Here is a 22,991-nt window from a genome sequence, read left to right as displayed (position 1 = left end):
TTCGCCGGCCGGTCAGTCCCCCTTGCCCCGCAGCAGGCGGGTGAACAGGCCGTCGAACAGGAACAGCAGGAACGCCGCCGAGCCGATCCATGGGGCCAGCACGACCACGACGGCCGCGATGAGGAGCGCGCTGAGCGCGCCTCGGCCGTAGGCGGCGGCATCCCCTTCGCTCATCCCCGGGAGCATCGTCTCGCGCCGCCTCATGGCCCAGCGCCACTGCAGCCAGCTGCACAGGATCGCGGACAGGAACACGACCGGCATCGCCAGCCGGCCGGCGAGGTAGTCCTCGTACTCGGTCGTCAGTCCGGTCGCGAACGGCACCAGCACGATGAACAGCAGCCGGGCGTTGTTGAGCCAGATCAGCATGCCGTCGACGTCGGCGATGTGCTCGAACTGGCGGACGTGCTCCACCCACAGGAGGCAGAGCAGCCCGAAGCTCAGCGCGAAGTTGAAGAACAGCGGCCACATGCCGCCGAGGGCGGCCCACATGTCGGCGTCGGAGCGGACCCGACCGAGCGGATGCGTCGTGAGATCGAGCACGAGGAGCGTCGCCGCGATCGCGAACACGCCGTCGGTGAACGCCTCCAGCCGCACGGTGCGCTGTGTCGCCTCCGCGTGGGATCGCTGTCTGATCATGGCGCCAGGTTAGCGATACGGCCCGCGCCGCCCGCCATCACACTCCGTCACGCGACCGGAGGGGCGCAACAGCCGCGCGAGGATGGAAAGACGCCCCGTGCCGCAGTCGGCGGCCGCGGCACTGAGGGAGGACCCGTGACCGAGCATGTTCCGTTCGTCGTGATCGGCGCCGGCGCGATGGGCCTGGCCACGACGTGGCAGCTCGCCCGGCGAGGGCACCGCGTGCTGACGCTGGAGCGCTTCGCGCGCGGGCACACGCGCGGCGCGTCGCACGGCGCGACCCGCAACTTCAACAATGCGTACGGCACGGCCCACTACCTCGACCTGCTCACCCTCGCCCGCCGAGAATGGGACGAGCTGTCGCGCACGACCGGCGAGCCGCTGCTCCGCCTGCACGGATTGGCGTCGCATGGCGACCAGCGGCTCCTCGAGGGCGTGCACGCGGCACTGGTCGCGCGCGGCGAGCGCGCGGAGGTGATGACGGCGGCCGAGGCCGCCCGCCGCTGGAGCGGCATGCGCTTCGACGGGGATGTGCTGTTCACGCCGGACGCGGGGACCGTGCGCGCAGCGGCCGCGCTGGAGGCGCTCGAGCGGGCTGCCGCGTCGCGCGGTGCCGACATCCGCTTCGAGCACACGGTCACCGCACTCGCGGAAGGGCCGGACGGCGTGGAACTGATCGTCGAGGCGGGTGGTGAGCGTCACACGGTCGTGGCCGAGACGGTCGTCGTCACGGCCGGCGCCTGGACCGCCGGCATCCTTCCCGACGCGTTCCCGCTCCCCCGCCTGACCGTCACCGAAGAGAGCCCGGCCCACTTCGCGCCACGGTCGGACGACCTCCTGTGGCCGTCGTTCAACCACTTCGTGGATCCGCACCGCGGTCCCATCGGCAACGTCTACGGCATGCCCACCCCGGGCGAAGGCGTCAAGGTCGGCTTCCACATGGTGGGGCCGGTCGTCGACCCCGACGCGCGGACCTTCCGTCCGGTTCCTGAGCAGGCCGCACAGCTCCGGCAGTACGTGGCCGAGTGGTTCCCCGGTCTCGACCCCGACACCGCCGCGCCCATCAGCTGCACGTACACGTCGACCGACACCGAGGACTTCGTGCTCGACCGCCGCGGTCGCGTCGTCGTCGGCGCGGGCTTCTCAGGACACGGCTTCAAGTTCACTCCCGCCGTCGGCTCGGTGCTCGCCGATCTCGCGACGGACGACTCCGCGCGCGCCGCGGCCGCGTTCCGGCTCCCCTTATCGCCCCGACCCCGACGAGAAGAGCGGATGCCGTCACGCCCAGGTGGGCGTGACGGCATCCGCTCTTCGTCCTGAGGACTACTTCTTGTAGTTCGGGGCCTCGACGACGATCTGCACGTCGTGGGGGTGCGACTCCTTGAGACCGGCGGCCGTGATGCGGACGAACTTGCCCTTGGCCTTCAGCTCGTCGATCGTGCGGGCGCCGACGTAGAACATCGACTGACGCAGTCCGCCGACGAGCTGGTAGGCGACGGCCGAGACCGGACCGCGGTAGGCGACCTGCCCCTCGATTCCCTCGGGGATGAGCTTGTCGTCGCTCGGGACGTCGGCCTGGAAGTAGCGGTCCTTCGAGTACGACGTCTTCTTGCCGCGCGTCTGCAGTGCGCCCAGCGACCCCATGCCGCGGTACTGCTTGAACTGCTTGCCGCCCTGGAAGACGATCTCACCCGGTGACTCGTCGGTGCCCGCCAGGAGCGAGCCGAGCATGACCGTATCGGCGCCGGCGACGAGCGCCTTCGCGATGTCGCCCGAGTACTGCAGGCCGCCGTCGGCGATGACGGGCACGCCCGCCTCGCGCGCGGCGAGCGACGCCTCGTAGATCGCGGTGACCTGGGGCACGCCGACACCGGCGACCACGCGGGTGGTGCAGATCGAGCCCGGGCCGACGCCCACCTTCACGGCGTCGACGCCCGCATCGATAAGCGCCTGGGCGCCCTCGCGCGTCGCGACGTTGCCGCCGATGATGTCGATGTGGGCGAACGACTCGTCGGCCTTGAGGCGGCGGACCATGTCGATGACGCCGGCGGACTGTCCGTTCGCCGTGTCGACGACGATGACGTCGACGCCCGCGTCGCGCAGCGCCTCGGCGCGCTGCCATGCGTCGCCGAAGAAGCCGATGGCGGCACCGACGCGCAGGCGGCCCTGCTCGTCCTTGGTGGCGAGCGGGTACTTCTCGCTCTTGTCGAAGTCCTTGATGGTGATGAGGCCGGCGAGCGTGCCGTCCTCGTCGATGAGGGGCAGCTTCTCGACGCGGTGCTGGGCGAAGAGGGCGATGACCTCGCCGGCGCTGATGCCCACGCGGCCGGTGACGAGGTTCTCGGTCGTCATGACGTCGCGGACCCTGGTGGTCTGGCGCTCGAAGCCCGACACGAAGCGCATGTCGCGGTTGGTCACGATGCCGACGAGGTGGTTGTCGGCGTCGACGACCGGCAGGCCCGAGATGCGGTACTGGGCGCACAGCGAGTCGACCTCTTCGATCGTCGCGTCGGGGGTGGTCGTGATGGGGTCGGTGATCATGCCAGACTCGCTGCGCTTGACGCGGTCGACCATCGACGCCTGGTCCTCGATCGAGAGGTTGCGGTGGATGATCCCGATGCCGCCCTCACGCGCGATCGCGATCGCGAGACGGGCCTCGGTGACCGTGTCCATCGCGGCGGAGGCCAGCGGCGTGGCCACGGTGATGCGGCGCGTGAGCCGCGACGAGGTGTCGGCCTCGCTCGGGATCACGTCGGTGTGGCCGGGCAGCAGCAGCACATCGTCGTAGGTCAGTCCGACGAAGCCGAAGGGGTCGTTGTGCTCCATGGGGTCTCCTCGCGCGCGGCGCGTTCGATTGAGGGTGGACGGCGACGGCCGGCGCGCTTGTGACGCTCCGTACTCGATTCTAAGCGCGCTCGGGGGCCGATTTGTTCCCGCAGAAACGGCACGCGCGGGGGCGCGCGCGTGGGGCTGTCCGGTCCGATTTCGATCGGATCACGTATCCACAGGTGACCGTAGGCGAAACAGCGACGACACATTACAGTCGTAGCGTCGCCATCACGGCCGATGCGACCCGAGCTTCGGTGTCCGCGTGGTGGCGAACTGGAGGTCCTGTGGGCAATACGACCGCACTAGCGCGGCGGCGACACCGAACCGCGCGACCACTCGCGCTCGCGGCCCTTTTCACCTTGCTGGTGACGGCCCTGCTCGTGAGCCTCGCTCCGCCCGCCCTCGCGGCGGACGACGATCCCGCCGACTACCCCTACGCGATCGCCGGCAACGTGCGCTCCGCGGGCGAACCGGTCGAGGGCGCCACGATCACCGTCACGGGCGAGGACTTCGAGGGCGAGGCGACGACCGCCGAGAACGGCAGCTGGCGCGTGCCGGTGCCGTCGAAGGACGTCACCTACACGGTCGAGCTCGACGAGGACAGCCTGCCCGACGCGGTCGCGGTGCCCGATGACTTCGAGTTCACGCAAGAGGTCACCTTCGGCCCGTCGAACACCGTCACCCGCAACTTCACGCTCGGCGCGGCGGAGCGCACCACGGTGAGCTTCTGGGACCAGTTCCTCTCGCGGGCGGTCAACGGCCTGAACTTCGGCCTCATGCTCGCCCTCGCCGCGATCGGCCTCTCGCTCGTGTACGGCACGACCGGGCTGTCGAACTTCGCACACGGTGAGATGGTGACCTTCGGCGCGCTCGGCGCCCTCCTGTTCACGACCGGCTTCGGACTGTCGATCTGGCTCGCGATCCCCCTGGCGGTCGGGGTGTCCGCACTGTTCGGATGGGGAATGGATGCCGGCATCTGGCGTCCGCTGCGACGCAAAGGCCTCGGCACCGTCCAGCTCATGATCGTCTCGATCGGCCTGTCGCTGGCTCTGCGCTACACGTACCAGATCTTCATCGGCGGCGGCACGGAGCAGCTGCCCGGTGCCGTGGCCGCCTCGATCCCCGGCCTCGGCCCGATCCGCCTGACGGTCACCGACGTCATCAGCATGGGGCTGTCGATCGTCGTGATCGGCATCTTCGCGTGGTGGCTCATGCGCACCCGCATCGGCCGCGCGACCCGAGCCGTGTCCGACAACCCGTCGCTCGCGTCGGCCAGCGGCATCGACGTCGACGCCGTGGTGCGGGTGGTGTGGATCGTGGCCGCGGCGCTCGCGGGCCTGTCCGGCATCCTGTGGGCCTACTTCCGCCCCGGCATCAAGTGGGACATGGGCACCAGCATCCTGCTGCTCATCTTCGCGGCGGTGACGCTCGGCGGACTCGGCACCGCCTTCGGGGCTCTCATCGGGTCGCTGATCGTGGGTCTTCTCGTCGAGCTGTCGACGCTGTGGATCCCCTCCGACCTCAAGTACGTCGGCGCGCTGGTCGTGCTGATCGTGATCCTGCTGTTCCGCCCACAGGGCATCCTCGGTCGCCGAGAGCGAATCGGATAGGCGCGCTATGAACTGGCTCCAGATCATCAACAACACGCTCGCGCAGATCCTCGCGCCGGCGACCCTCGGCTACGTGCTCGCGGCCATCGGACTGTCGGTGCACTTCGGATTCGCGGGACTGCTCAACATGGGCGTCGCCGGCTTCATGGCCATCGGCGCCTACGGCTTCGCGATCTCGATCCTCTCGTTCGGGATCCCCTGGCCGCTGGCCGCGCTCATCGGGCTCGCGGGATCGGTCATCTTCGCGATCATCCTGGGCGTCCCGACCCTGCGCCTGCGCGGGGACTACCTCGCCATCGTGACGATCGCCGCCGCCGAGGTGCTGCGCCTGCTGTTCCTGACCTCGGCGTTCCGCGGAGTCACCGGATCGGCGGACGGCCTCTCCGGCTTCCAGGCGGGATTCCGCGCGAGCAACCCGCTCCCTCCCGGCAAGTGGGGCTTCGGGCCCTGGACCTACCAGTCCGACCAGTGGTGGGTCATCATCGTCGGGACCATCGTCATCGCGATCACGGTGCTGTTCGTGTGGCTCCTGATGAGCAGCCCGTGGGGACGCGTGCTGCGAGGCATCCGCGAAGACGAGGACGCGGTCCGCTCGCTCGGCAAGAACGTCTTCGCCTTCAAGATGCAGGCGCTGATCGTCGGCGGCATCATCATCGCGGCGGGCGGCATCGTCACCGCGATGGGCACCAACGTCAACCCCAACGTGTACGTGACATCGCAGACGTTCTACGTGTGGACGGCGCTCCTGCTGGGCGGCGCGGCCACGATCTTCGGTCCGGTGCTGGGCGCCGTGCTGTTCTGGATGGTGCGCGCGTTCCTCTCGAACCTGCTGCCGGCCCTTGTGCAGATCGGCTGGCTGCCGTTCCTCACCGCCGAGCAGAGCCAGATGCTCGTGTTCGTGCTGGTCGGTGTGGCGCTGATGCTCCTGGTGATCTTCCGACCGCAGGGCATCCTCGGAAGCAAGAAGGAGCTGACCTTTGTCCGCTGAGGTAGTCCCCCCGACCCGCCGGCCGAAGTCGACGGGTCTGCACAAGGGCGAGCCCCGCCCCGGCGTCGAGAAGGTCGATCCGATCATCGTCGCCGACGGCGTCACGCGCGTCTTCGGCGGTCTGACCGCCGTCGACGTCGAGCATCTCGAGATCCCGCGCAACGCCATCACGGCGCTCATCGGCCCGAACGGCGCCGGCAAGACCACGCTGTTCAACCTGCTGACCGGCTTCGACAAGCCCAACGCCGGATCGTGGTCGTTCGATGGCACCAATCTGGCCGGCATCCCCGCCTTCAAGGCCGCCCGCATGGGGCAGGTGCGCACGTTCCAGCTCACGAAGTCGCTCGGCCTGCTCACGGTGCTCGAGAACATGAAGCTCGGCGCCACCCGCCAGTCCGGTGAGCGGATCTGGGCGAGCATCCTGCCCTTCCTGTGGCGCAAGCAGGAGAACGAGATCGAAGACAAGGCGCGCGACCTGCTCGTGCGCTTCAAGCTCGACGCGAAAGAGAAGGACTACGCGGCCTCGCTCTCGGGCGGGCAGCGCAAGCTGCTCGAGATGGCGCGCGCGCTCATGAGCGATCCGACCCTCGTGATGCTCGACGAGCCCATGGCCGGCGTCAACCCGGCCCTCACCGAGTCGCTGCTCGACCACATCCTCGACCTCAAGGACCTCGGCATGACCGTGCTCTTCGTCGAGCACGACATGCACATGGTGCGTCACATCGCGGACTGGGTCGTCGTGATGGCCGAGGGCAGGATCGTCGCCGAGGGACCGCCCGAGACTGTCATGAAGGATCAGGCCGTCATCGACGCCTACCTCGGAGCCCACCAGGACGTCGATCTCGGTGTCGTGACCGGCCGCATCGAGGGGCAGCTCACCGACGAGGCACAGGAGCTGGTCGAGACCGCACGCGAGATCGACCAGGCGATCGAGGTCGAGAGCGCGGCGGCCGACGCGCGCGACGACGAAGCGGAGGAGCAGAAGTGAGCGACACGGCACAGGCCCCCGCGCCCGCCCCCACCCCGGCCGCGCAGAACGTGATCGAGGTGCGAGACGTCACGGCCGGCTACCTGCCGGGCGTGAACATCCTCAACGGAGCGAGCCTGACCGCTGCAAAGGGCGAGCTCATCGGCATCATCGGGCCCAACGGCGCCGGCAAGTCGACGATGCTCAAGGCGATCTTCGGCCAGGTCAAGATCCGCGGGGGCTCGGTCGTCCTCAACGGCGAAGACATCACCGGGCTCCGGGCGAACAAGCTGGTGGCGAAGGGTGTCGGCTTCGTCCCCCAGACCAACAACGTGTTCCCGAGCCTCACGATCGCCGAGAACCTGCAGATGGGCGCCTACCAGCGGCCGAAGATCTACGCCGAGCGGGTCGACTTCATCACGTCCGTCTTCCCCGACCTCGGCAAGCGGCTGCAGCAGCGCGCCGGGTCGCTGTCGGGCGGCGAGCGCCAGATGGTCGCGATGGGCCGTGCCCTCATGATGGACCCGCACGTGCTGCTGCTCGACGAGCCCTCGGCCGGTCTGTCGCCCTCGCGTCAGGACGAGGCGTTCCTGCGGGTCTCCGAGATCAACAAGGCCGGGGTCACGACGGTCATGGTCGAGCAGAACGCGCGGCGCTGCCTGCAGATCTGCGACCGCGGGTACGTCCTCGACCAGGGACGCGACGCGTACACCGGCACCGGCCGTGAGCTGCTCAACGACCCGAACGTGATCGGACTGTACCTGGGCACGCTGGGCGCCTGAGACGTCGGCTCGCGCAGCCGATACAGACGAAGAGAGTGGATGCCGCGGCATCCACTCTCTTCGTCTGTCTGCGGTGCCGCGTCCACGCGCGGGAACGAGAGCGGGGCCCCGGTCCGAAGACCGGGGCCCCGCGGGTCTGCTCGTCTCAGCCGATGTTGACGAACGAGTAGTTGTTGTCCTCGCCGTACTCGAAGACGCCGATCGTCGCCTCGGTCGGGTCGCCGACCTCGTTGAACGTGATCGGACCCGACACACCGTCATAGTCGGCGGTCTCGCCGCTGATGATGATGTCGGCGCACTCCGCGAACGTCGTGCACTTCGTGCCACCGTCGGTGCCCGAGACGTTCTGCAGGTGCGCAGCCACGTCAGGACCGGCCGACGAACCCGCCTCGAGGGCGGCCAGGGCCAGCAGGATCACCGCGTCGTACGACTCCGGGCCGTAGGTGAAGTCCTTCAGCTCGGGGTTGCCCTGGCCGGTGTAGAAGGCGTTCAGATCGGTGCGGAACTGCTCGATCGAGGCCGGGTCGACCGCCGGGTAGGTGCCCTTGGCGCCGGTGAGCGTGCCCTCGTCGAACTCGTCGCCGAAGTTCGAGAGGTTGCCGTCGACGAAGTACAGCTTGTCCTTCGGGTAGTCGGCGCCCACGAGCTCGGGGATGATCGTCTTGACCTCTTCGAACGTGATCAGGGCGATCGCGTCGGGGTCGGCGGCAAGGACGTCCTCGACCTGAGCCGAGAAGTTCGTGTCACCCGTGTTGTAGAGCGACGCCGCGACGACGTTGCCGCCGGCGGCCTCGAACGACTTCTTGGTGAAGCACGCGAGGCCGGTGCCGTACGAGTCGTTCAGCACGATCATGCCGAGCGTCTCGTTGCCGTCGCCGGCGATCAGGTTGCCGAGCACCTCGCCCTGCAGCACGTCCGACGGAGCGGTGCGCCAGTACAGGCCGTTGTCTTCGTAGCCCGTGAACGCGGCCGACGTGTTGGCCGGCGAGAACTGGATCGCGTTCGCGGCGATCACCTGGTCGATGAACTGCAGCGACGTCCCCGACGACGCGGCGCCGATGATCGCGGTCGCGCCTTCGCCGAGCACACGCGGGATCTCGGTCTCGTACGCCTTGTTGTCGGTGTCGCCCGAGTCGCCCTGCACGAGGTTGATCGTGACGCCCTTGGCGGCCGCGTTGACATCCGACGCTGCGAACTCGGTGCCCGCGATCTCGGGCGGGCCGAGGAAGGCGAGGTTGCCGGTGACGGGCAGGGCCGTGCCGATCGTGTACGTGAGGTCGGTCGCCGGACCCGTCGACGTTGACGTGTATTCCGGGGAGTACGCAGCGGGCTCCGCCGCGTCGCAATCGATCGGGAACTCGAAGTCGCTGGCCTTGGCATCGTCGGTCGAGTCCGGCGTCGAACTGCCCGAGCATCCGGCCAGAACGAGCGCGCTCACGCCGACCAGGGCGAGGCCGCCGAGGATCGTCGTGGCGCGCGAGCGGGTGAAGACGCTCATAATGCTCCTTGCTTGTATGGACAAGGGACGGCATCGGGGTGCCGTCCCGGTGACCCAAACCTAACCGTGACAAGGGTTCGCGAATGTTGCCGTTCGTTAACGATGTGTAACGGGCGCGACCGGGGGATTTCGTTCCGATATCGCCGTCCGGAGCCCTTATACCCCCGACGGGTATAAGCTCGGTGGAGCGGTACCCCTCAGGGGTATCCTTGACCGGGAACTCCACGAGAAAGGCGGCGACATGGCCGAGGTCGATTACAAGGTGACGGGGATGAGCTGCGGGCACTGCGAGGCATCTGTGCGCGGTGAGGTGTCGAAGCTCGCGGGCGTCGAGGACGTGCAGGTCAGCGCCGCCGACGGCACGCTGCACATCGTCTCGACGACGGCGCTCGCGGACGAGGCCGTCATCGCGGCCGTCGACGAGGCCGGCTACACCGCGGTCCGCGCATGACCGGCGCCTCGGCCCCTGCCGCCCGGATCGAGCTCGAGATCGGCGGGATGACGTGCGCCTCGTGCGCCGCGCGGATCGAGAAGCGGCTGAACCGGATGGACGGGGTCGAGGCATCCGTCAACTACGCCACCGAGAAGGCGGTCGTGAGCGCACCGGCAGGCACCGACCCGCAGGCGCTCATCGACGAGGTCGTGAAGACCGGCTATACGGCGGTGCTGCCCGCTCCCCCTGCCCCGGCCGAGACGGAGGCGGCGGGCGACTCTGAGCTCACGAGCCTGCGCCAGCGCCTCATCGGCTCGATCGTGCTGTCGACGCCCGTGATCCTGCTGGCGATGATCCCCGCGCTGCAGTTCACCTACTGGCAGTGGGCGTCGCTCGCCCTCGCGGCGCCTGTCGTCGTGTGGGGCGCGTGGCCGTTCCACCGGGCGGCGTGGATCAACCTGCGCCACGGCGCTGCGACGATGGACACGCTCATCTCGCTCGGGGTCTCGGCGGCATTCCTGTGGTCGCTGTACGCGCTGTTCTTCGGACACGCCGGCATGCCCGGCATGACCCACGCCTTCGAGTGGTCGGTGACCCCGAGCGACGGCGCCGGCGACATCTACCTCGAGGTCGCCGCGGGAGTCACGACGTTCGTGCTCGCCGGCCGGTACTTCGAGCAGCGGTCCAAGCGCCGCGCGGGCGCCGCACTGCGCGCCCTGCTCGAGATCGGTGCGAAGGACGTCGCGGTGCTGCGGCCCGGGGCCGACGGCGGCGTCGCCGAGGTGCGCGTGCCGATCGCCGACCTGCGCGTCGGCGAGGAGTTCGTCGTGCGCCCGGGCGAGAAGATCGCGACGGACGGCGTCGTCGCCTCGGGCACGTCGGCCGTCGACGCCTCCATGGTGACGGGCGAGTCCGTGCCCGTCGAGGTCGCGCCCGGCGATGCCGTCGTCGGGGCGACGGTCAACGCGGGCGGCCGCCTCGTCGTGCGCGCCACGCGCGTCGGCGACGACACCCAGCTCGCCCAGATGGCGCGCCTTGTCGAAGACGCGCAGTCCGGCAAGGCCAAGGTGCAGCGCCTCGCCGACCGCATCTCGGGCGTCTTCGTGCCCATCGTGCTGCTGATCGCGCTGGGCACGCTGGCCGGCTGGCTGCTGACGGGCGCATCGGCGTCGATGGCGTTCACCGCCGCCGTCGCGGTGCTGATCATCGCGTGCCCCTGCGCCCTCGGACTCGCCACGCCGACCGCCCTGCTCGTCGGGACCGGCCGCGGCGCACAGCTCGGCATCCTCATCAAGGGTCCCGAGGTGCTCGAGTCCACGCGCACCGTCGACACCGTCGTGCTCGACAAGACCGGCACCGTCACGACGGGCCGCATGTCGCTCGTCGACGTCGTGGTGGCCGAGCCCGCACGCACCCCCGTCGCCGATCCGAACAACGGAGAATCCGCGGCTTTCCGGAGCGAGGGACGCGACGGCTCCGAAAAGCACGCGGAAGTCCGAATTCCGGATGCCGAGTCCTCCGCCCGCGCGCAGCTGCTGCGCCTCGCCGGGGCGCTGGAGCACGCGTCCGAACACCCGATCGCGCAGGCCGTCGCGCGTGCCGCGGCCGACGAGACGGGCGCCCTGCCCGAGGTGGAGTCGTTCCAGAACGTCCCCGGCAAGGGTGTGTCGGGCATCGTCGACGGGCACGCCGTGCTGGTCGGCCGCGAGGCGCTGCTCGCCGACTGGGCGCTCACGCCGGACGCCGGCATCCAGGACGCCAAGGCACACGCCGAAGCGCTCGGCCGCACCGCCGTGCTCGTGGCGTGGGACGGCGAGGTGCGCGGCCTCCTCGTCGTGGCCGACCAGGTCAAGCCGACGAGCGCCGAGGCCGTCGCGCAGCTGACGTCCCTCGGGCTCACCCCGGTGCTGCTCACGGGCGACAACGCCGCCGCCGCGCGTGCGATCGCCGACGAGGTCGGCATCGAGCGCGTGATCGCCGAGGTGCTCCCCCACGACAAGGTCGCCGTCGTGAAAGACCTGCAGGCCGAGGGCCGCGTGGTCGCGATGGTCGGCGACGGCGTGAACGACGCCGCGGCTCTCGCCCAGGCCGACCTCGGCCTCGCCATGGGAACGGGGACGGATGCCGCCATCGAGGCCTCCGACATCACCCTGGTGCGCGGCGACCTGCGCAGCGCCGCCGACGCCATCCGGCTGTCGCGGGCGACGCTCGGCACGATCCGCGTGAACCTGTTCTGGGCGTTCGCCTACAACGTGGCCGCCCTGCCGCTGGCCGCGCTCGGCCTGTTGAACCCTATGATCGCGGGAGCGGCCATGGCGTTCTCGAGCGTGTTCGTGGTCGGCAACAGCCTCCGCCTGCGGCGTTTCCGCAGCCTCTCGAACTCACGTCGCTGAAGGAGTCAGACATGACCGACACCGCACTGGACCCGACGCCCCTGGACCACGAGCACGGCCACCACGGGTACATCACCGACAAGGACAAGTACCTCAACCGCCTCAAGCGGATCGAGGGTCAGGCCCGCGGCATCCACAAGATGGTCGAGGACGAGAAGTACTGCATCGACATCCTCACCCAGATCAGCGCTCTGACGTCGGCCCTCGAAGCCGTTGCGGTGGGGCTGCTCGACGACCACCTGCGCCACTGCGTGGTGGATGCCGCCCGCCTCGGCGGCGCCGAGGCCGACGCCAAGATCACCGAGGCCACGCAGGCCATCGCGCGCCTCGTGCGCTGAGCCGCGGCATCCACCCCGCGGTTCTCCCGCCCGCGGGTCGGCCCCGCCTGATTACTTCGCGCTGTCGAAATCGGCATGCGCGCATGCTTCTTTCTGGCGCGGATGCCGATTTCGACAGCGCGGGCTGAAAGAGGCCGCGGGAAGGTGCAGCGGATGCCGGTTACTGCAGCGCGAAGCCAGGCCCTCGGCGGGGCGCGCACGACGTTGCGGGCGGATCGCGTGGCGGCCGCGGGCAGAGAGTCCGCGCGCAGTGCGCGTCCGGAGCGTCCGGGCGATCGGCCCGCGGCCGCGGGCAGAGCGTCAGCGCGCGGCGCGCACGCGTCGGGCGTGCAGCACCGAGTCGACCGTCAGCACGATGAGCGCGATCCAGACCAGGCCGAAGCCGATCCATCGCTCCAGCGGCATGGGCTCGCCCAGCACCAGCCACCCGATGAGGAACTGCAGGATGGGCGCCGCGAACTGCAGCAGGCCGATCGTCGTGAGCGACACGCGCCGCGCGCCGGCGGCGAACAGCAGCAACGGCACGGCCGTGATGACACCGGTGAGGCTGAGCAGCACGGTGTGCTCCCAGCCGTAGGCGCCCATCGTGAGGCCCTGCGTCGCGGCCACGACGACCAGCACGACCGCGGCGATCGGGGTCAGCCACAGCGTCTCGAGCGTGAGTCCGCTCACGGCGTCGACCGACGGCCCGACCTGCTTCTTGACGAGCCCGTAGACCCCGAAGGATGCCGCAAGCGTGAGCGCGATCCACGGGAAGGCGCCGTAGCCCACGATGATGACGACCACGGCCGCGACGGCGATGCCGATCGCGACCCACTGCGTGATCCGCAGCCGCTCGTGCAGCACGAGCACGCCGAGCATGACCGTCACGATCGGGTTGATGAAGTAGCCGAGGCTCGTCTCGATCACGTGGCCGCTGAGAGCCCCGAGGATGAAGACCTGCCAGTTGATGTAGATCAGCACGCCCGCCAGCGCCGTGAGCCACAGCAGTCGCCGCTGCCGCATGATCGCGGCGAGCCGCCCCCACGTGCGCGTCACCGTGAGCAGCAGCGCGCAGAACACCAGCGACAGCAGGATGCGCCAGGCGACGAGCTCGAACGGGCCGGTCGGCGCCAGCAGCAGGAAGTACAGCGGGAGGAAGCCCCACAGCAGGTAGGCGGTGAGTCCGTAGACCGTGCCGAGCGTGCGTTCGCGGCCCGGCTCGCCCGACGCCGGCGGCAGGGTGATGCCCGCGGTGGAGGCCGCGGATTCCGCCAGATCCTCGATGCCGGCGTCGGTGGGGCGGGACGCCGGTTCGGAACTCACCGTTCCAGCCTAGGACGGCGGGCGCGGGTGGGACGCCGCGCAGGGGTTGCCGGCATCCTCTCGTCTGCCGATGTTCGTACGATCACTGCCACCGGGAACGACGAGAGGGCCGGATGCCGAAGCATCCGACCCTCTCGGTTCGCTTGTGCGCTGGACTCAGCGGACCACGACCGCGAGCACGTCGCGAGCCGACAGGACGAGGAACTCGTCACCGCCGAACTTGACCTCGGTGCCGCCGTACTTGCTGTAGATCACGCGGTCGCCGACGGCGACGTCGAGCGGGATGCGGTTGCCGTTGTCGTCGATGCGGCCGGGGCCCACGGCCACGACCTCGCCCTCCTGGGGCTTCTCCTTGGCGGTGTCGGGGATGACCAGACCGCTGGACGTGGTCTGCTCGGCCTCGACCTGCTTGATGACGATGCGGTCTTCGAGCGGCTTGATGGAAACCGACACGGTCTACCTCTTCTTTCTTGAGACTAAGACTCGTTAGCACTCTGACGTTGAGAGTGCTGACGCCAGTCTAGGCAACGCATTGGCACTCACGCAACGTGAGTGCCAATGCGTCCGTCATGGGGAGTAGTGGATGCCGGCGGCATAGGCTTGCCCGGTGCAGATCGCCGAGCTGACCGCCCTCCTGACGCCCGAGGGACTGCGTCTGCTCGACGCCCTGCCGCGCGTGGAGTCGTCCGACGATGTCGCCCGCGCCGTGACCCGGCTGCGGCGGGACGGGCACTCCCCCGACCTCGTGTCGGCCGTCGTCGGGCAGGCACGTCTGCGCACGCGCGCGCACGCCAAGTTCGGCGACCTGGCGGAGCGCATGCTGTTCACGCGCGCAGGCCTCGAGCAGGCCACGCGGCTGCCGATCGCGGCGAGGCATGCGGCGCGGTTCCGCGATGCGGGCCTGTCGCGGGTCGCCGACCTGGGCTGCGGCATCGGCGGCGACGCCCTGGGTCTGGCCGCGCTCGGGCTCCAGGTGCTCGCCGTCGACGCCGACGAGGTGACGGCCGCCATCGCCGCCTACAACCTCGCGCCGTTCGGGGGCGACGTCGAGGTGCGCCACGGAACTGCCGAGGCGACCGATCTCGAGGGCGTCGACGCGGTGTGGCTCGACCCGGCCCGCCGCACCGCGGGACACAGCGAGACGACCCGCACGCGACCTGAGGACTGGTCGCCGTCGCTGGACTGGACGTTCGACCTCGCCCGGCGCGTGCCGGCCGGCATCAAGCTCGGCCCCGGTCTCGATCGCAGCCTCATCCCCGACGACGTCGAGGCGCAGTGGGTGAGCGCCGACGGCTCCACCGTCGAGCTCGTGCTGTGGTCGCGCGTGCTCGCACGCCCCGACGTGCGCAGGGCCGCGCTCGTCATCCGAGGCGATGCCGCGCACGAGCTGACGGCCGAGCGGGATGCCGCCGACGAACCCGCCCGCGAGCTCGGCGCCTATCTGCACGAGCCCGACGGCGCGGTCATCCGGGCGCGCCTGATCGGCGAGGTCGCGCGGTCGCTGCACGCGGGGATGCTCGACGAGCACATCGCGTATCTCACGTCGGACGAGGCGCTGACGTCGCCGTTCGTCTCGACGTTCCGCGTGCGCGAAGTGCTCCCCGCCGACCCGAAGGCCCTGTCCAAGGCGCTCCGCGACCGCGGCATCGGCCGGCTCGAGATCAAGAAGCGCGGGGTCGACCTCGATCCTGCCGCCTTCCGCACGAAGCTGAAGCTGCGGGGCGCGGAGTCGGCGACCCTGTTCGTCACCCGCATCGGCACGCGACGCACCGCGATCCTCGCCGACCGGGTCTGACCCGACCGGGTCAGCCGATGATGTTCGCGCGCATGGCGGCGTACAGCAGCCAGCCGGCGCTGTAGAGGATCGACACCGCGCCGATCACGAGCGCCCACACGGCGACCGCCCGGCTCTCCAGCGGCCGACGCAGCGCGAACACGGCCGACACGACGGCGACCAGGCCGATGGGGAACCCCCACCCGACGAACAGCGACACCACGAGCCCGATGATCGCGAACGCGAGCGCCCAGCCCGCGAGACCCTTGTGGATCTGGGGTTCGTCCGACGCCAGCCACTGCGCTGACGCGGGCGTCAGGTCGTTCTCGGGCTCACCCGGCGCCGACTGCGTCGTGACCGCGACGGGCGCCGTCGGCAGCCGGAAGAACCCACCCCGGTGCTCACCCGGCAGGATCGACGTCGCCGCCACGACGTCGATGTCGGGCGACGCCGGCTCGACCTTCGGCGCCGTCGGCTGGGGAGTCCCGGGGCCGGCCGACTCGCCCGGCCCGGTCGCTGAGCGCGCGCTCGGAGCCTCGGCGGCCACGCGCCCGGGGTCGTCCGTCCGCTCGGAGCGTTTCGTCTCGCTCGTTCCTCGCTCGCTCAACGACCGCGCGTCTGCGGGCTCGGTCGCTGAGCGAGCGCCAGCGAGACGAAGCGCGTCTTCCGGAACCTCGGCCGACGCGGACCCGAGGTCGTCCGTGCCGTCGGTGCGTTTCGTCTCGCTCGTTCCTCGCTCGCTCAACGACCGCGCGTCTGCGGACTCCTCTGTTCCGGTCGCTGAGCGAGCGCCAGCGAGACGAAGCGTGTCTTCCGGAGCCTCGGCGGTCACCGGCCCGGGCTCGCCCGTCCGCTCGGTGCGTTTCGTCTCGCTCGTTCCTCGCTCGCTCAACGACCGGGGGTCAGCGGGCGCCGACGGGTCGGGGCTGTCGGCGTCTTCGGGGGGCGGCATCCGCTCGTCGGTCATGACGACTCCGCGACCTGGATCTCGGTGACGGGCAGGGTCGAGTCGGCGCCGAAGTCGAGAGTCGACGGCTGCCGGCCCGACATGATGAGTTCCGAGGCCAGCGCCGCGATCATCGCGCCGTTGTCGGTGCACAGCGACAGCGGGGGGATGCGCACTGTCACGCCCTCGGCCGCCCCGCGCTCGAGGGCCGTGTCGCGCAGCCGGCGGTTGGCGATCACGCCGCCGCCCAGCAGCAGGCGCGGCACACCGTGGTCGCGGCACGCGGCGAGCGCCTTCGTCACGAGCACGTCCACGACGGCCTCGCGGAAGCTCGCGGCGACGTCGGCCACCGGCACGGGCTCGCCGGCAGCCTGGCGCTGCTCGACCCAGCGGGCGACCGCGGTCTTGAGTCCCGAGAACGAGAAGTCGTAGCGGTGCTTGTCCATGTCGCTCGCGCGCGAGAGGCCACGGGGGAAGGCGATCGCGTTCGGATCCCCGGATGCCGCGGCCCGGTCGATCTCAGGACCGCCCGGGTACGGCAGCCCGAGCAGGCGCGCGACCTTGTCGAACGCCTCGCCGGCGGCGTCGTCCATCGTCTCGCCGAGGAGCTCCACGTCGGTGGTCAGGTCGCGCACGAGCAGCAGCGACGTGTGGCCGCCGCTCACGAGGAGCGCAACCGTGGGGTACTCGAGGGGTTCCGCGCCGTCGTCGAGGATGTCGGCCGCGATGTGGCCGACGAGGTGGTTGACGGCGTACAGGGGCTTCTCCAGCGACACCGCGAGCGCCTTCGCCGCGCCGACGCCCACCATGAGCGCGCCCGCGAGCCCGGGGCCGGACGTCACCGCGACGGCATCGACGTCGGCCAGCGCCACGCCCGATTCGGCGAGCGCGGCCTCGATCGACGGCTGCAGCGCCTCCAGGTGCGCCCGAGCGGCGACCTCGGGCACGACCCCGCCGTAGCGCGCGTGCTCGTCCATCGAGCTGGCGATCGTGTTCGACAGCAGCGTGCGGCCGCGCACGATGCCGATGCCGGTCTCGTCGCAGCTCGTCTCGATGCCCAGCACGAGGGGCTCCGCACGGTTCACGAACACACCCCTCCGTCGGCGTCCTGCCGGTTCCAGCCGCGCAGGTCGAGCTTCATCACGACCGCGTCCACGTCGTCGGGCTGGTAGTAGCGCGGCTTTCGGCCGATCTCCAGAAAGCCCTCCGAGACGTACAGCGCCTGCGCCACCGGGTTGTCGGCGCGCACTTCGAGGAACACGTCCGCCACGCCCCGCCGCACCGCCTCCTCGAGCAGAGCTCGCAGCATCGCCCTGCCGCGACCGCGGCCCCGTGAGGCCTCGGCGATCGTGATGGTCTGGACGTCGGCATCCTTCGCATTCTTCACGGCGCGCAGCCCCGCGTACCCGACGAGACGGCCGGCCTCCTCGTCGACGACGTACCACCCGTGGGGCGACGCGAGCTCTTCGCGCATCATGGCCTCGGACCACGCATCGGTCGGGAATGACGCCCTCTCGAGCGCCATGATCGCGTCGAGGTCGTCGCCGGTGGCCGGGCGCAGCGTCACAGGCCCACCCGCTTCGGCGCGTGCGGCAGCGTCACGTCGGGCGAGCGCAGGTACAGCGCATCGGCCGGCCCGATCGTGCGGCCCGCCGCGAGGGCTCGGGATGCCGCCAGCGCGAGCATCGCGGCGGGAATGCGCTCGGCATCCCGGCGTGCCGCACCGGCGTCCGCGAGCGCGGCGTCCAGGTCGTCCCGGGGTGCGAGGGTCGGCTCGGCGAGCCGGATCGGGAGGCCGTCGGCGTCGAGACCCCGGTACAGCGTGTACGCGAACTCGCGGCGCCGCGCGTCGGTGACGACGGCGAAAGGGTCGTCGGTGGCATCCTCATACCCGCCCGTGAGTGCGTCGTGGAGCAGCAGCTCCAGCGCGACGGCGTCGTGACTGACCACCGGGACGACAGGGATGCCGCGCCCGAGAGCGAACGTGCGGGCCGCGGCGATCCCGACCCGCAGTCCGGTGAAGGGCCCGGGACCCATTCCGGCCGCGACGTGCGTCACGTCGGACGGACCGATGGATGCCTCGGCCAGCGCCCGTTCGATCAGTGTGCCGATGACCTCGGCGTGGCCGCGGGGGTCGGCGCTGACGGTCTGCGAGCGGATGACGCCGTCGGGCTCGACGACCGCCACCGCGGAGCCGAGCGACGTGTCGATGCCGAGGATCACCCTTCCAGGGTAGTCGGGGTCCCGTGCCGGGTGACTCTCACGCGTCGCGGGGCGTCGGCGTCGAGCTCGGCCTCGTGCTGCACGCCGTAGCACGCGTCGTCCTGGCCGTGGCCGTGCCACTCGCGTTCGATCTCGAGCTCCCACCACACGTCGCGGATGCCGTCGACCATGCCCCGGCCCCATTCGACGACGACGACCGAGCCGTCGAAGTCGATGTCGAGGTCGTCGAGCTCTGCGGCAGACCCGAGCCGATAGGCGTCGACGTGCACCAGCGGTGCGCCGTCGTCGAGCGACGGATGCGTGCGCGCGAGCACGAAGGTCGGGCTCTGGATCGGGCCGCGCACGTGCAGACCCTCGCCGATGCCGCGGGTGAGCGTCGTCTTGCCGGCGCCGAGCGGCCCCGTGAGCACGACGAGGTCGCCGGGTCGCAGCATCCCGCCGATCCGTCGGCCCAGCGCCTCCATGTCGTCCGGCGACGCGATCTCGTGCGTGCCGAGGATGGGGTCGAGGCCGCTCATTCGGCCACCTGCCGACGCGGGACCCGAGGACCGATGCGCGTCACGATCTCGTAGTTGATGGTGCCGGCGGCGTCCGCCCACTCGGTCGCCGAGGGTGCCCCCAGCGTCGGGTCGCCGAACAGCACGGCCTCGTCGCCGACCGTGACGGGTGTGTCGCCGACGTCGACCACGAACTGGTCCATCGCGATGCGGCCTGCCACCGTGAACCGCTGCCCGCGGATGACGACGGGACCGGCGCCGGAGGCCTGCCGCGGCACGCCGTCGGCGTAGCCGACGGGCACGAGCACGAGGGTCGTGTCGCGGTCGGTGCGGTAGTCGTAGCCGTACGAGACGCCCTTGCCGGCGGGTACGCGGCGGACGGCGGCGACCGCGCCGCGCAGGGTCATGGCGGGGCGAAGGCCGAGGTCCGCCGACGACCGGTCGGTGAACGGCGACAGCCCGTACAGGCCGATGCCGATGCGCACGCAGCCGAGCCTCGATTCGGGCAGGTCGATGGCGGCGTGGGTGGCGGCGATGTGGCGCAGCGGCGGCGCCAGGCCGAACGAGGCGGCGACGGCGACGCCCTCTTCGAACACACGCAGCGCAGCGCGGTCGTCGTCGTCCGACGCGTTGGAGAGGTGGCTGAACAGCGCGACGACGCGCACCCGCCCGATGCGCTCGAGCCGGGCCGCCTCGGCGAACACCACGCGGTAGTCGTCGGGCGCGATGCCGTTGCGCGACAGCCCCGTCTCGAGCTTCAGGTGCAGCGCCACGGGCCGATCCGCGGATGCCCCAGCCGCCGCCTTCTGCAGCTGGTCGAGGCTCGAGATCCCGAGCTCGATGCCGTGGGCGGCGGCCTCGGCGAAGTCGGCGCCGGGAGCGTGCAGCCACGCCACGACCGGAGCGTCGATGCCCGCGCGGCGCAGCGCCAGCGCCTCGGTGATGTCGCTCACGCCGAGACGGCTCGCGCCGCCGGCGAGGGCCGCCAGGGCCGAGCGCACGGCGCCGTGCCCGTAGCCGTCGGCCTTGACGACCGCGATGATCTCGGAGTCGGTCAGCCGGCGCAGATGACGCACGTTGTCTTCGATGGCGCCGACGTCGACGGTCGCCTCGCGCAGTGCTCCGGCGGGCAGGCGGCTCATGCGGACTCCTCCGGGGTCGGGGCGGACTCGGCCACGACGTACGCGGTCGCCAGGCCCGCGTCGTGCGACATCGAGAGATGCAGCGTCGTGATGCCGCGCGCGGCGACCACGGCGGCGGTCGAGCCGGTGAGCGAGAACAGGGGGCGCCCCGAGGGCTCCGATGCGATCTCGATCTCTGTCCAGTGCAGCCCGTCCGATCCGCCGAGGGCCTTGATCAGCGCTTCCTTGGCGGCATACCGGGCGGCCAGCGAGTGCGGCTTGAGCAGCCGCTCCTTCGGCGAGAACAGCCGTTCGAGCAGCCGCGGCGTGCGCGAGATCGTGCGCTCGAACCGCGGGATGTCGACGAGGTCGACGCCGATTCCGACGATCACGTGCACCTCCTGCCGCGCCGGTGCGCGGCATCCGCCACCCTATCGCGGGGCGCACCCCACGCCGCTCTCCCCTCCCCCGTGCTCCGGCTCCCGCTCCATGATGACTTGGCGTATATGTACGCGACACGCTGGCGTGTCGCGTACATATACGCCAAGTCACGGAAGATGCGTGAGGAGGGGGGGCCGGGACAGGGCGGGAGGAGGGATGCCGGCGGCCGCGGCCGCCGGCATCCACTCACTCGACCGTGACGGACTTCGCGAGGTTGCGGGGCTGGTCGACGTCGAGGCCCTTGGCGGTCGCCAGGCCCATCGCGAAGATGTGGAGGGGCACCACGGCCAGGAGCGGCTCGAAGAACGGACCGGCCAGCGGGATGCGCAGCACCTCGTCGGCCTTGGGCAGCACCGCCGCGTCGCCCTCTTCGGCGATCGCGATGACACGGGCGCCGCGGGCGCGGATCTCTTCGATCGACGAGATGACCTTCTTGTGCATCTCGGCGGACTGACGAGGCGACGGCACGACGACGAACACCGGCTGGCCGGGCTCGATGAGCGCGATGGGCCCGTGCTTGAGCTCGCCGGCGGCGAAGCCCTCCGCGTGGATGTAGGCGAGCTCCTTGAGCTTGAGAGCGCCCTCCAGGGCGATGGGGTACCCGACGTGGCGCCCCAGGAACAGCACCGAGCGGGTGTCGGCCATCCAGTGCGCGAACTGCTCGATGCGGGGCTGCTCGTTGTCGAGGATGCGCTGGATCTTGGCGGGCACCGCCTCCAGCTCGCGGACGTGCTCGGCGGCGACGGCGGCCGACACGGCGCCGCGCACGCGCCCGATGTGCAGTCCCATGAGGTACAGGGCCGTGATCTGCGCGACGAACGCCTTCGTCGACGCGACGGCCACCTCGGGGCCGGCGTGGGTGTAGACGATCGCGTCGGACTCGCGCGGGATCGTCGCGCCCTGCGTGTTGCACACCGACAGCGTCTTGGCGCCGCGCTCGCGTGCGTACTTGACAGCCATGAGCGTGTCCATGGTCTCGCCGGACTGACTGATCGAGACGACGAGGGTGTCGGGGCCGATCACCGGGTCGCGGTAGCGGAACTCGTGCGCGAGCTCCACGTCGACGGGGATGCGGGTCCACTGCTCGATGGCGTACTTGCCGACCTGGCCGGCGTACGCGGCGGTGCCGCACGCGATGACGATGATGCGCGAGATGCCGGTGAACAGCTCGTCGAGCCCGTCGAGCTCGGGGATCACGACCTCGCCGTCGCGGATGCGGCCGCGCAGGGTGTTCGCGACGGCCTCGGGCTCCTCCGACACCTCCTTGGCCATGAACGACGACCAGCCGCCCTTCTCGGCGGCGGCGGCATCCCACGTCACCTCGAACGGCTCGACCTCGACCGGCTCGCCGGCGAAGTCCGTCACCGTGACGGCGTCGGGCGTGATCGCGACGATCTGGTCCTGGCCGATGGCCAGGGCGTTGCGGGTGTACTCGACGAAGGCCGCGACGTCCGACCCGAGGAAGTTCTCGCCCTCGCCGAGGCCGATCACCAGCGGCGAGTTGCGGCGCGCGCCGACGACGAGGCCGGGCTGGTCCTGGTGCGTGGCGAGCAGCGTGAAGGCGCCCTCGAGGCGCGGCGCGACGGCGCGGAACGCGGCGACCAGATCGCCTGTGCGCCGGTATTCGCGGCCGAGCAGCACGGCGGCGACCTCGGTGTCGGTCTCGCTGCGGAACGTGAATCCCTCCGACAGCAGCTCGTCCTTGAGCTCGGCGAAGTTCTCGATGATGCCGTTGTGGATGACGGCGAGCTTGTCGTCGTCGGCGAGGTGCGGGTGCGCGTTGCCGTCGGTGGGACCGCCGTGCGTGGCCCACCGCGTGTGGCCGATGCCGGTCGTGCCGTCGGCCAGCGGTCGCGCGGCGAGGTCGTCGCGCAGCACCTGCAGCTTGCCGGCGCGCTTGCGCAGGCCGAGCCCGCCGTCGGCGTCGATCACGGCGATCCCCGCGGAGTCGTAGCCGCGGTATTCGAGTCGCGACAGCCCCGAGATCAGCACGTCCTGGCTCTGGCGGGGGCCCACGTATCCGACGATTCCACACATGCGGTCCATGCTAGGCGCGGCGTTTTGCGCGGCACCCTTACGAATAGGGGATGCCGGCGGCCGCGGTCGTCTCCGGTCCGCTCGTTGAGCGAGCGAAGCGAGACGAAACGCCTCAAGCCGCCCGTCGGCCGGGTTTCGACTCGCTCGTTCCTCGCTCGCTCGACCTTGACCCG

General features: G+C 70.6%; 22 protein-coding genes. 9 read left to right on the top strand and 13 right to left on the bottom strand.

Translation table 11 applies throughout. From position 1 onward, the window contains the following. Positions 1-12 precede the first annotated feature (12 nt). On the bottom strand, positions 13-636 hold the full coding sequence (locus tag JNB62_RS10995; RefSeq protein WP_220300922.1) for a TMEM175 family protein: 624 nt from the start codon (positions 634-636) through the stop codon (positions 13-15). A 135-nt stretch (positions 637-771) separates the two neighbouring features. Between JNB62_RS10995 and JNB62_RS10990 the strand changes: the two genes are divergently transcribed. Beyond that, positions 772-1,956, top strand: coding sequence for an FAD-dependent oxidoreductase (locus tag JNB62_RS10990; protein WP_220300921.1), 1,185 nt, complete (start codon positions 772-774; stop codon positions 1,954-1,956). Positions 1,957-1,959: 3 nt separating this feature from the next. On the opposite strand, the gene guaB is transcribed toward JNB62_RS10990, so the two are convergent. Next, positions 1,960-3,462: an IMP dehydrogenase gene (guaB, locus tag JNB62_RS10985; RefSeq protein WP_220300920.1), complete on the bottom strand. Its 1,503-nt coding sequence runs from the start codon at positions 3,460-3,462 to the stop codon at positions 1,960-1,962. Positions 3,463-3,830: 368 nt separating this feature from the next. On the opposite strand from guaB, the gene JNB62_RS10980 reads away from it, so the two are divergent. The 4 genes from JNB62_RS10980 to JNB62_RS10965 are packed head-to-tail and all read left to right on the top strand — an operon-like array spanning position 3,831 to position 7,812. After that, the gene (locus JNB62_RS10980) at positions 3,831-5,075 is read left to right on the top strand and encodes a branched-chain amino acid ABC transporter permease (protein WP_374450794.1); all 1,245 of its coding nucleotides are present in this window, start codon (positions 3,831-3,833) and stop codon (positions 5,073-5,075) included. 7 nt (positions 5,076-5,082) lie between these two features. Continuing rightward, positions 5,083-6,063, top strand: coding sequence for a branched-chain amino acid ABC transporter permease (locus JNB62_RS10975; RefSeq protein WP_220300918.1), 981 nt, complete (start codon positions 5,083-5,085; stop codon positions 6,061-6,063). Then, positions 6,053-7,051: an ABC transporter ATP-binding protein gene (locus JNB62_RS10970; RefSeq protein WP_220300917.1), complete on the top strand. Its 999-nt coding sequence runs from the start codon at positions 6,053-6,055 to the stop codon at positions 7,049-7,051. The genes JNB62_RS10975 and JNB62_RS10970 overlap by 11 nt, the downstream gene beginning before the upstream one ends. Further along, the gene (locus JNB62_RS10965) at positions 7,048-7,812 is read left to right on the top strand and encodes an ABC transporter ATP-binding protein (RefSeq protein ID WP_220300916.1); all 765 of its coding nucleotides are present in this window, start codon (positions 7,048-7,050) and stop codon (positions 7,810-7,812) included. Before JNB62_RS10970 ends, JNB62_RS10965 begins: the two co-directional genes overlap by 4 nt. Positions 7,813-7,957: 145 nt before the next feature. On the opposite strand, the gene JNB62_RS10960 is transcribed toward JNB62_RS10965, so the two are convergent. After that, positions 7,958-9,310, bottom strand: a complete 1,353-nt coding sequence (locus JNB62_RS10960; RefSeq protein WP_220300915.1) for an ABC transporter substrate-binding protein — start codon at positions 9,308-9,310, stop codon at positions 7,958-7,960. A gap of 241 nt (positions 9,311-9,551) precedes the next feature. On the opposite strand from JNB62_RS10960, the gene JNB62_RS10955 reads away from it, so the two are divergent. From JNB62_RS10955 to JNB62_RS10945, 3 genes are read left to right on the top strand one after another with little or no spacing between them, the layout of a single operon-like run. Next, entirely contained in the window at positions 9,552-9,761 is a 210-nt protein-coding gene (locus JNB62_RS10955) for a heavy-metal-associated domain-containing protein (protein ID WP_220300914.1), read from the top strand. Then, positions 9,758-12,136: a heavy metal translocating P-type ATPase gene (locus JNB62_RS10950; protein ID WP_220300913.1), complete on the top strand. Its 2,379-nt coding sequence runs from the start codon at positions 9,758-9,760 to the stop codon at positions 12,134-12,136. Before JNB62_RS10955 ends, JNB62_RS10950 begins: the two co-directional genes overlap by 4 nt. Positions 12,137-12,147: 11 nt before the next feature. Next, positions 12,148-12,474, top strand: a complete 327-nt coding sequence (locus tag JNB62_RS10945) for a metal-sensitive transcriptional regulator (protein WP_018171561.1) — start codon at positions 12,148-12,150, stop codon at positions 12,472-12,474. Between the two features lie 300 nt (positions 12,475-12,774). Here the strand turns inward: JNB62_RS10945 and rarD are convergent, their stop codons facing one another. Together rarD and groES are read right to left on the bottom strand one after the other, a co-directional pair. Beyond that, positions 12,775-13,695 carry an EamA family transporter RarD gene (rarD, locus tag JNB62_RS10940; protein ID WP_374450824.1) on the bottom strand — a complete coding sequence of 307 codons (921 nt, stop codon included), beginning with the start codon at positions 13,693-13,695 and terminating at the stop codon, positions 12,775-12,777. A gap of 240 nt (positions 13,696-13,935) precedes the next feature. Further along, a complete protein-coding gene (groES, locus tag JNB62_RS10935; protein WP_045275440.1) occupies positions 13,936-14,232 on the bottom strand; it encodes a co-chaperone GroES in 297 nt (98 codons plus the stop codon). A gap of 154 nt (positions 14,233-14,386) precedes the next feature. Between groES and JNB62_RS10930 the strand changes: the two genes are divergently transcribed. Beyond that, positions 14,387-15,574, top strand: coding sequence for a class I SAM-dependent methyltransferase (locus tag JNB62_RS10930; RefSeq protein ID WP_220300911.1), 1,188 nt, complete (start codon positions 14,387-14,389; stop codon positions 15,572-15,574). A gap of 10 nt (positions 15,575-15,584) precedes the next feature. Here the strand turns inward: JNB62_RS10930 and JNB62_RS10925 are convergent, their stop codons facing one another. The 8 genes from JNB62_RS10925 to glmS all read right to left on the bottom strand — a co-directional run bounded on the left by JNB62_RS10925 (position 15,585) and on the right by glmS (position 22,818). Then, on the bottom strand, positions 15,585-16,520 hold the full coding sequence (locus tag JNB62_RS10925; protein ID WP_220300910.1) for a hypothetical protein: 936 nt from the start codon (positions 16,518-16,520) through the stop codon (positions 15,585-15,587). Continuing rightward, positions 16,517-17,584, bottom strand: a complete 1,068-nt coding sequence (gene tsaD, locus JNB62_RS10920) for a tRNA (adenosine(37)-N6)-threonylcarbamoyltransferase complex transferase subunit TsaD (RefSeq protein ID WP_220300909.1) — start codon at positions 17,582-17,584, stop codon at positions 16,517-16,519. The genes JNB62_RS10925 and tsaD overlap by 4 nt, the downstream gene beginning before the upstream one ends. Beyond that, positions 17,581-18,066 carry a ribosomal protein S18-alanine N-acetyltransferase gene (gene rimI / locus JNB62_RS10915; protein WP_220300908.1) on the bottom strand — a complete coding sequence of 162 codons (486 nt, stop codon included), beginning with the start codon at positions 18,064-18,066 and terminating at the stop codon, positions 17,581-17,583. Before rimI ends, tsaD begins: the two co-directional genes overlap by 4 nt. Beyond that, positions 18,063-18,722, bottom strand: a complete 660-nt coding sequence (tsaB, locus tag JNB62_RS10910) for a tRNA (adenosine(37)-N6)-threonylcarbamoyltransferase complex dimerization subunit type 1 TsaB (RefSeq protein WP_220300907.1) — start codon at positions 18,720-18,722, stop codon at positions 18,063-18,065. The genes rimI and tsaB overlap by 4 nt, the downstream gene beginning before the upstream one ends. Beyond that, entirely contained in the window at positions 18,719-19,240 is a 522-nt protein-coding gene (gene tsaE, locus JNB62_RS10905) for a tRNA (adenosine(37)-N6)-threonylcarbamoyltransferase complex ATPase subunit type 1 TsaE (RefSeq protein ID WP_220300906.1), read from the bottom strand. The genes tsaB and tsaE overlap by 4 nt, the downstream gene beginning before the upstream one ends. After that, positions 19,237-20,361 carry an alanine racemase gene (alr, locus tag JNB62_RS10900; RefSeq protein ID WP_220300905.1) on the bottom strand — a complete coding sequence of 375 codons (1,125 nt, stop codon included), beginning with the start codon at positions 20,359-20,361 and terminating at the stop codon, positions 19,237-19,239. The genes tsaE and alr overlap by 4 nt, the downstream gene beginning before the upstream one ends. After that, the gene (locus JNB62_RS10895) at positions 20,358-20,732 is read right to left on the bottom strand and encodes a holo-ACP synthase (protein ID WP_220300904.1); all 375 of its coding nucleotides are present in this window, start codon (positions 20,730-20,732) and stop codon (positions 20,358-20,360) included. Before JNB62_RS10895 ends, alr begins: the two co-directional genes overlap by 4 nt. Positions 20,733-20,967: 235 nt before the next feature. Further along, entirely contained in the window at positions 20,968-22,818 is a 1,851-nt protein-coding gene (gene glmS, locus JNB62_RS10890) for a glutamine--fructose-6-phosphate transaminase (isomerizing) (protein ID WP_220300903.1), read from the bottom strand. Between the last annotated feature and the right edge of the window lie 173 nt (positions 22,819-22,991).

Source organism: Microbacterium jejuense (genome assembly GCF_019511665.1).
GTDB lineage: Bacteria > Actinomycetota > Actinomycetes > Actinomycetales > Microbacteriaceae > Microbacterium > Microbacterium jejuense_A.
This window is presented reverse-complemented; position numbering and strand designations above follow the sequence as displayed.

Excerpts from the sequence above, each read along its gene's own strand:
- JNB62_RS10995 (WP_220300922.1), bottom strand. The coding sequence starts at position 636 with ATGATCAGACAGCGATCCCACGCGGAGGCGACACAGCGCACCGTGCGG.
- guaB (WP_220300920.1), bottom strand. The coding sequence starts at position 3,462 with ATGGAGCACAACGACCCCTTCGGCTTCGTCGGACTGACCTACGACGAT.
- JNB62_RS10975 (WP_220300918.1), top strand. The coding sequence starts at position 5,083 with ATGAACTGGCTCCAGATCATCAACAACACGCTCGCGCAGATCCTCGCG.
- JNB62_RS10960 (WP_220300915.1), bottom strand. The coding sequence starts at position 9,310 with ATGAGCGTCTTCACCCGCTCGCGCGCCACGACGATCCTCGGCGGCCTC.
- JNB62_RS10955 (WP_220300914.1), top strand. The coding sequence starts at position 9,552 with ATGGCCGAGGTCGATTACAAGGTGACGGGGATGAGCTGCGGGCACTGC.
- JNB62_RS10950 (WP_220300913.1), top strand. The coding sequence starts at position 9,758 with ATGACCGGCGCCTCGGCCCCTGCCGCCCGGATCGAGCTCGAGATCGGC.
- JNB62_RS10945 (WP_018171561.1), top strand. The coding sequence starts at position 12,148 with ATGACCGACACCGCACTGGACCCGACGCCCCTGGACCACGAGCACGGC.
- JNB62_RS10925 (WP_220300910.1), bottom strand. The coding sequence starts at position 16,520 with ATGACCGACGAGCGGATGCCGCCCCCCGAAGACGCCGACAGCCCCGAC.
- tsaE (WP_220300906.1), bottom strand. The coding sequence starts at position 19,240 with ATGAGCGGCCTCGACCCCATCCTCGGCACGCACGAGATCGCGTCGCCG.
- alr (WP_220300905.1), bottom strand. The coding sequence starts at position 20,361 with ATGAGCCGCCTGCCCGCCGGAGCACTGCGCGAGGCGACCGTCGACGTC.
- glmS (WP_220300903.1), bottom strand. The coding sequence starts at position 22,818 with ATGTGTGGAATCGTCGGATACGTGGGCCCCCGCCAGAGCCAGGACGTG.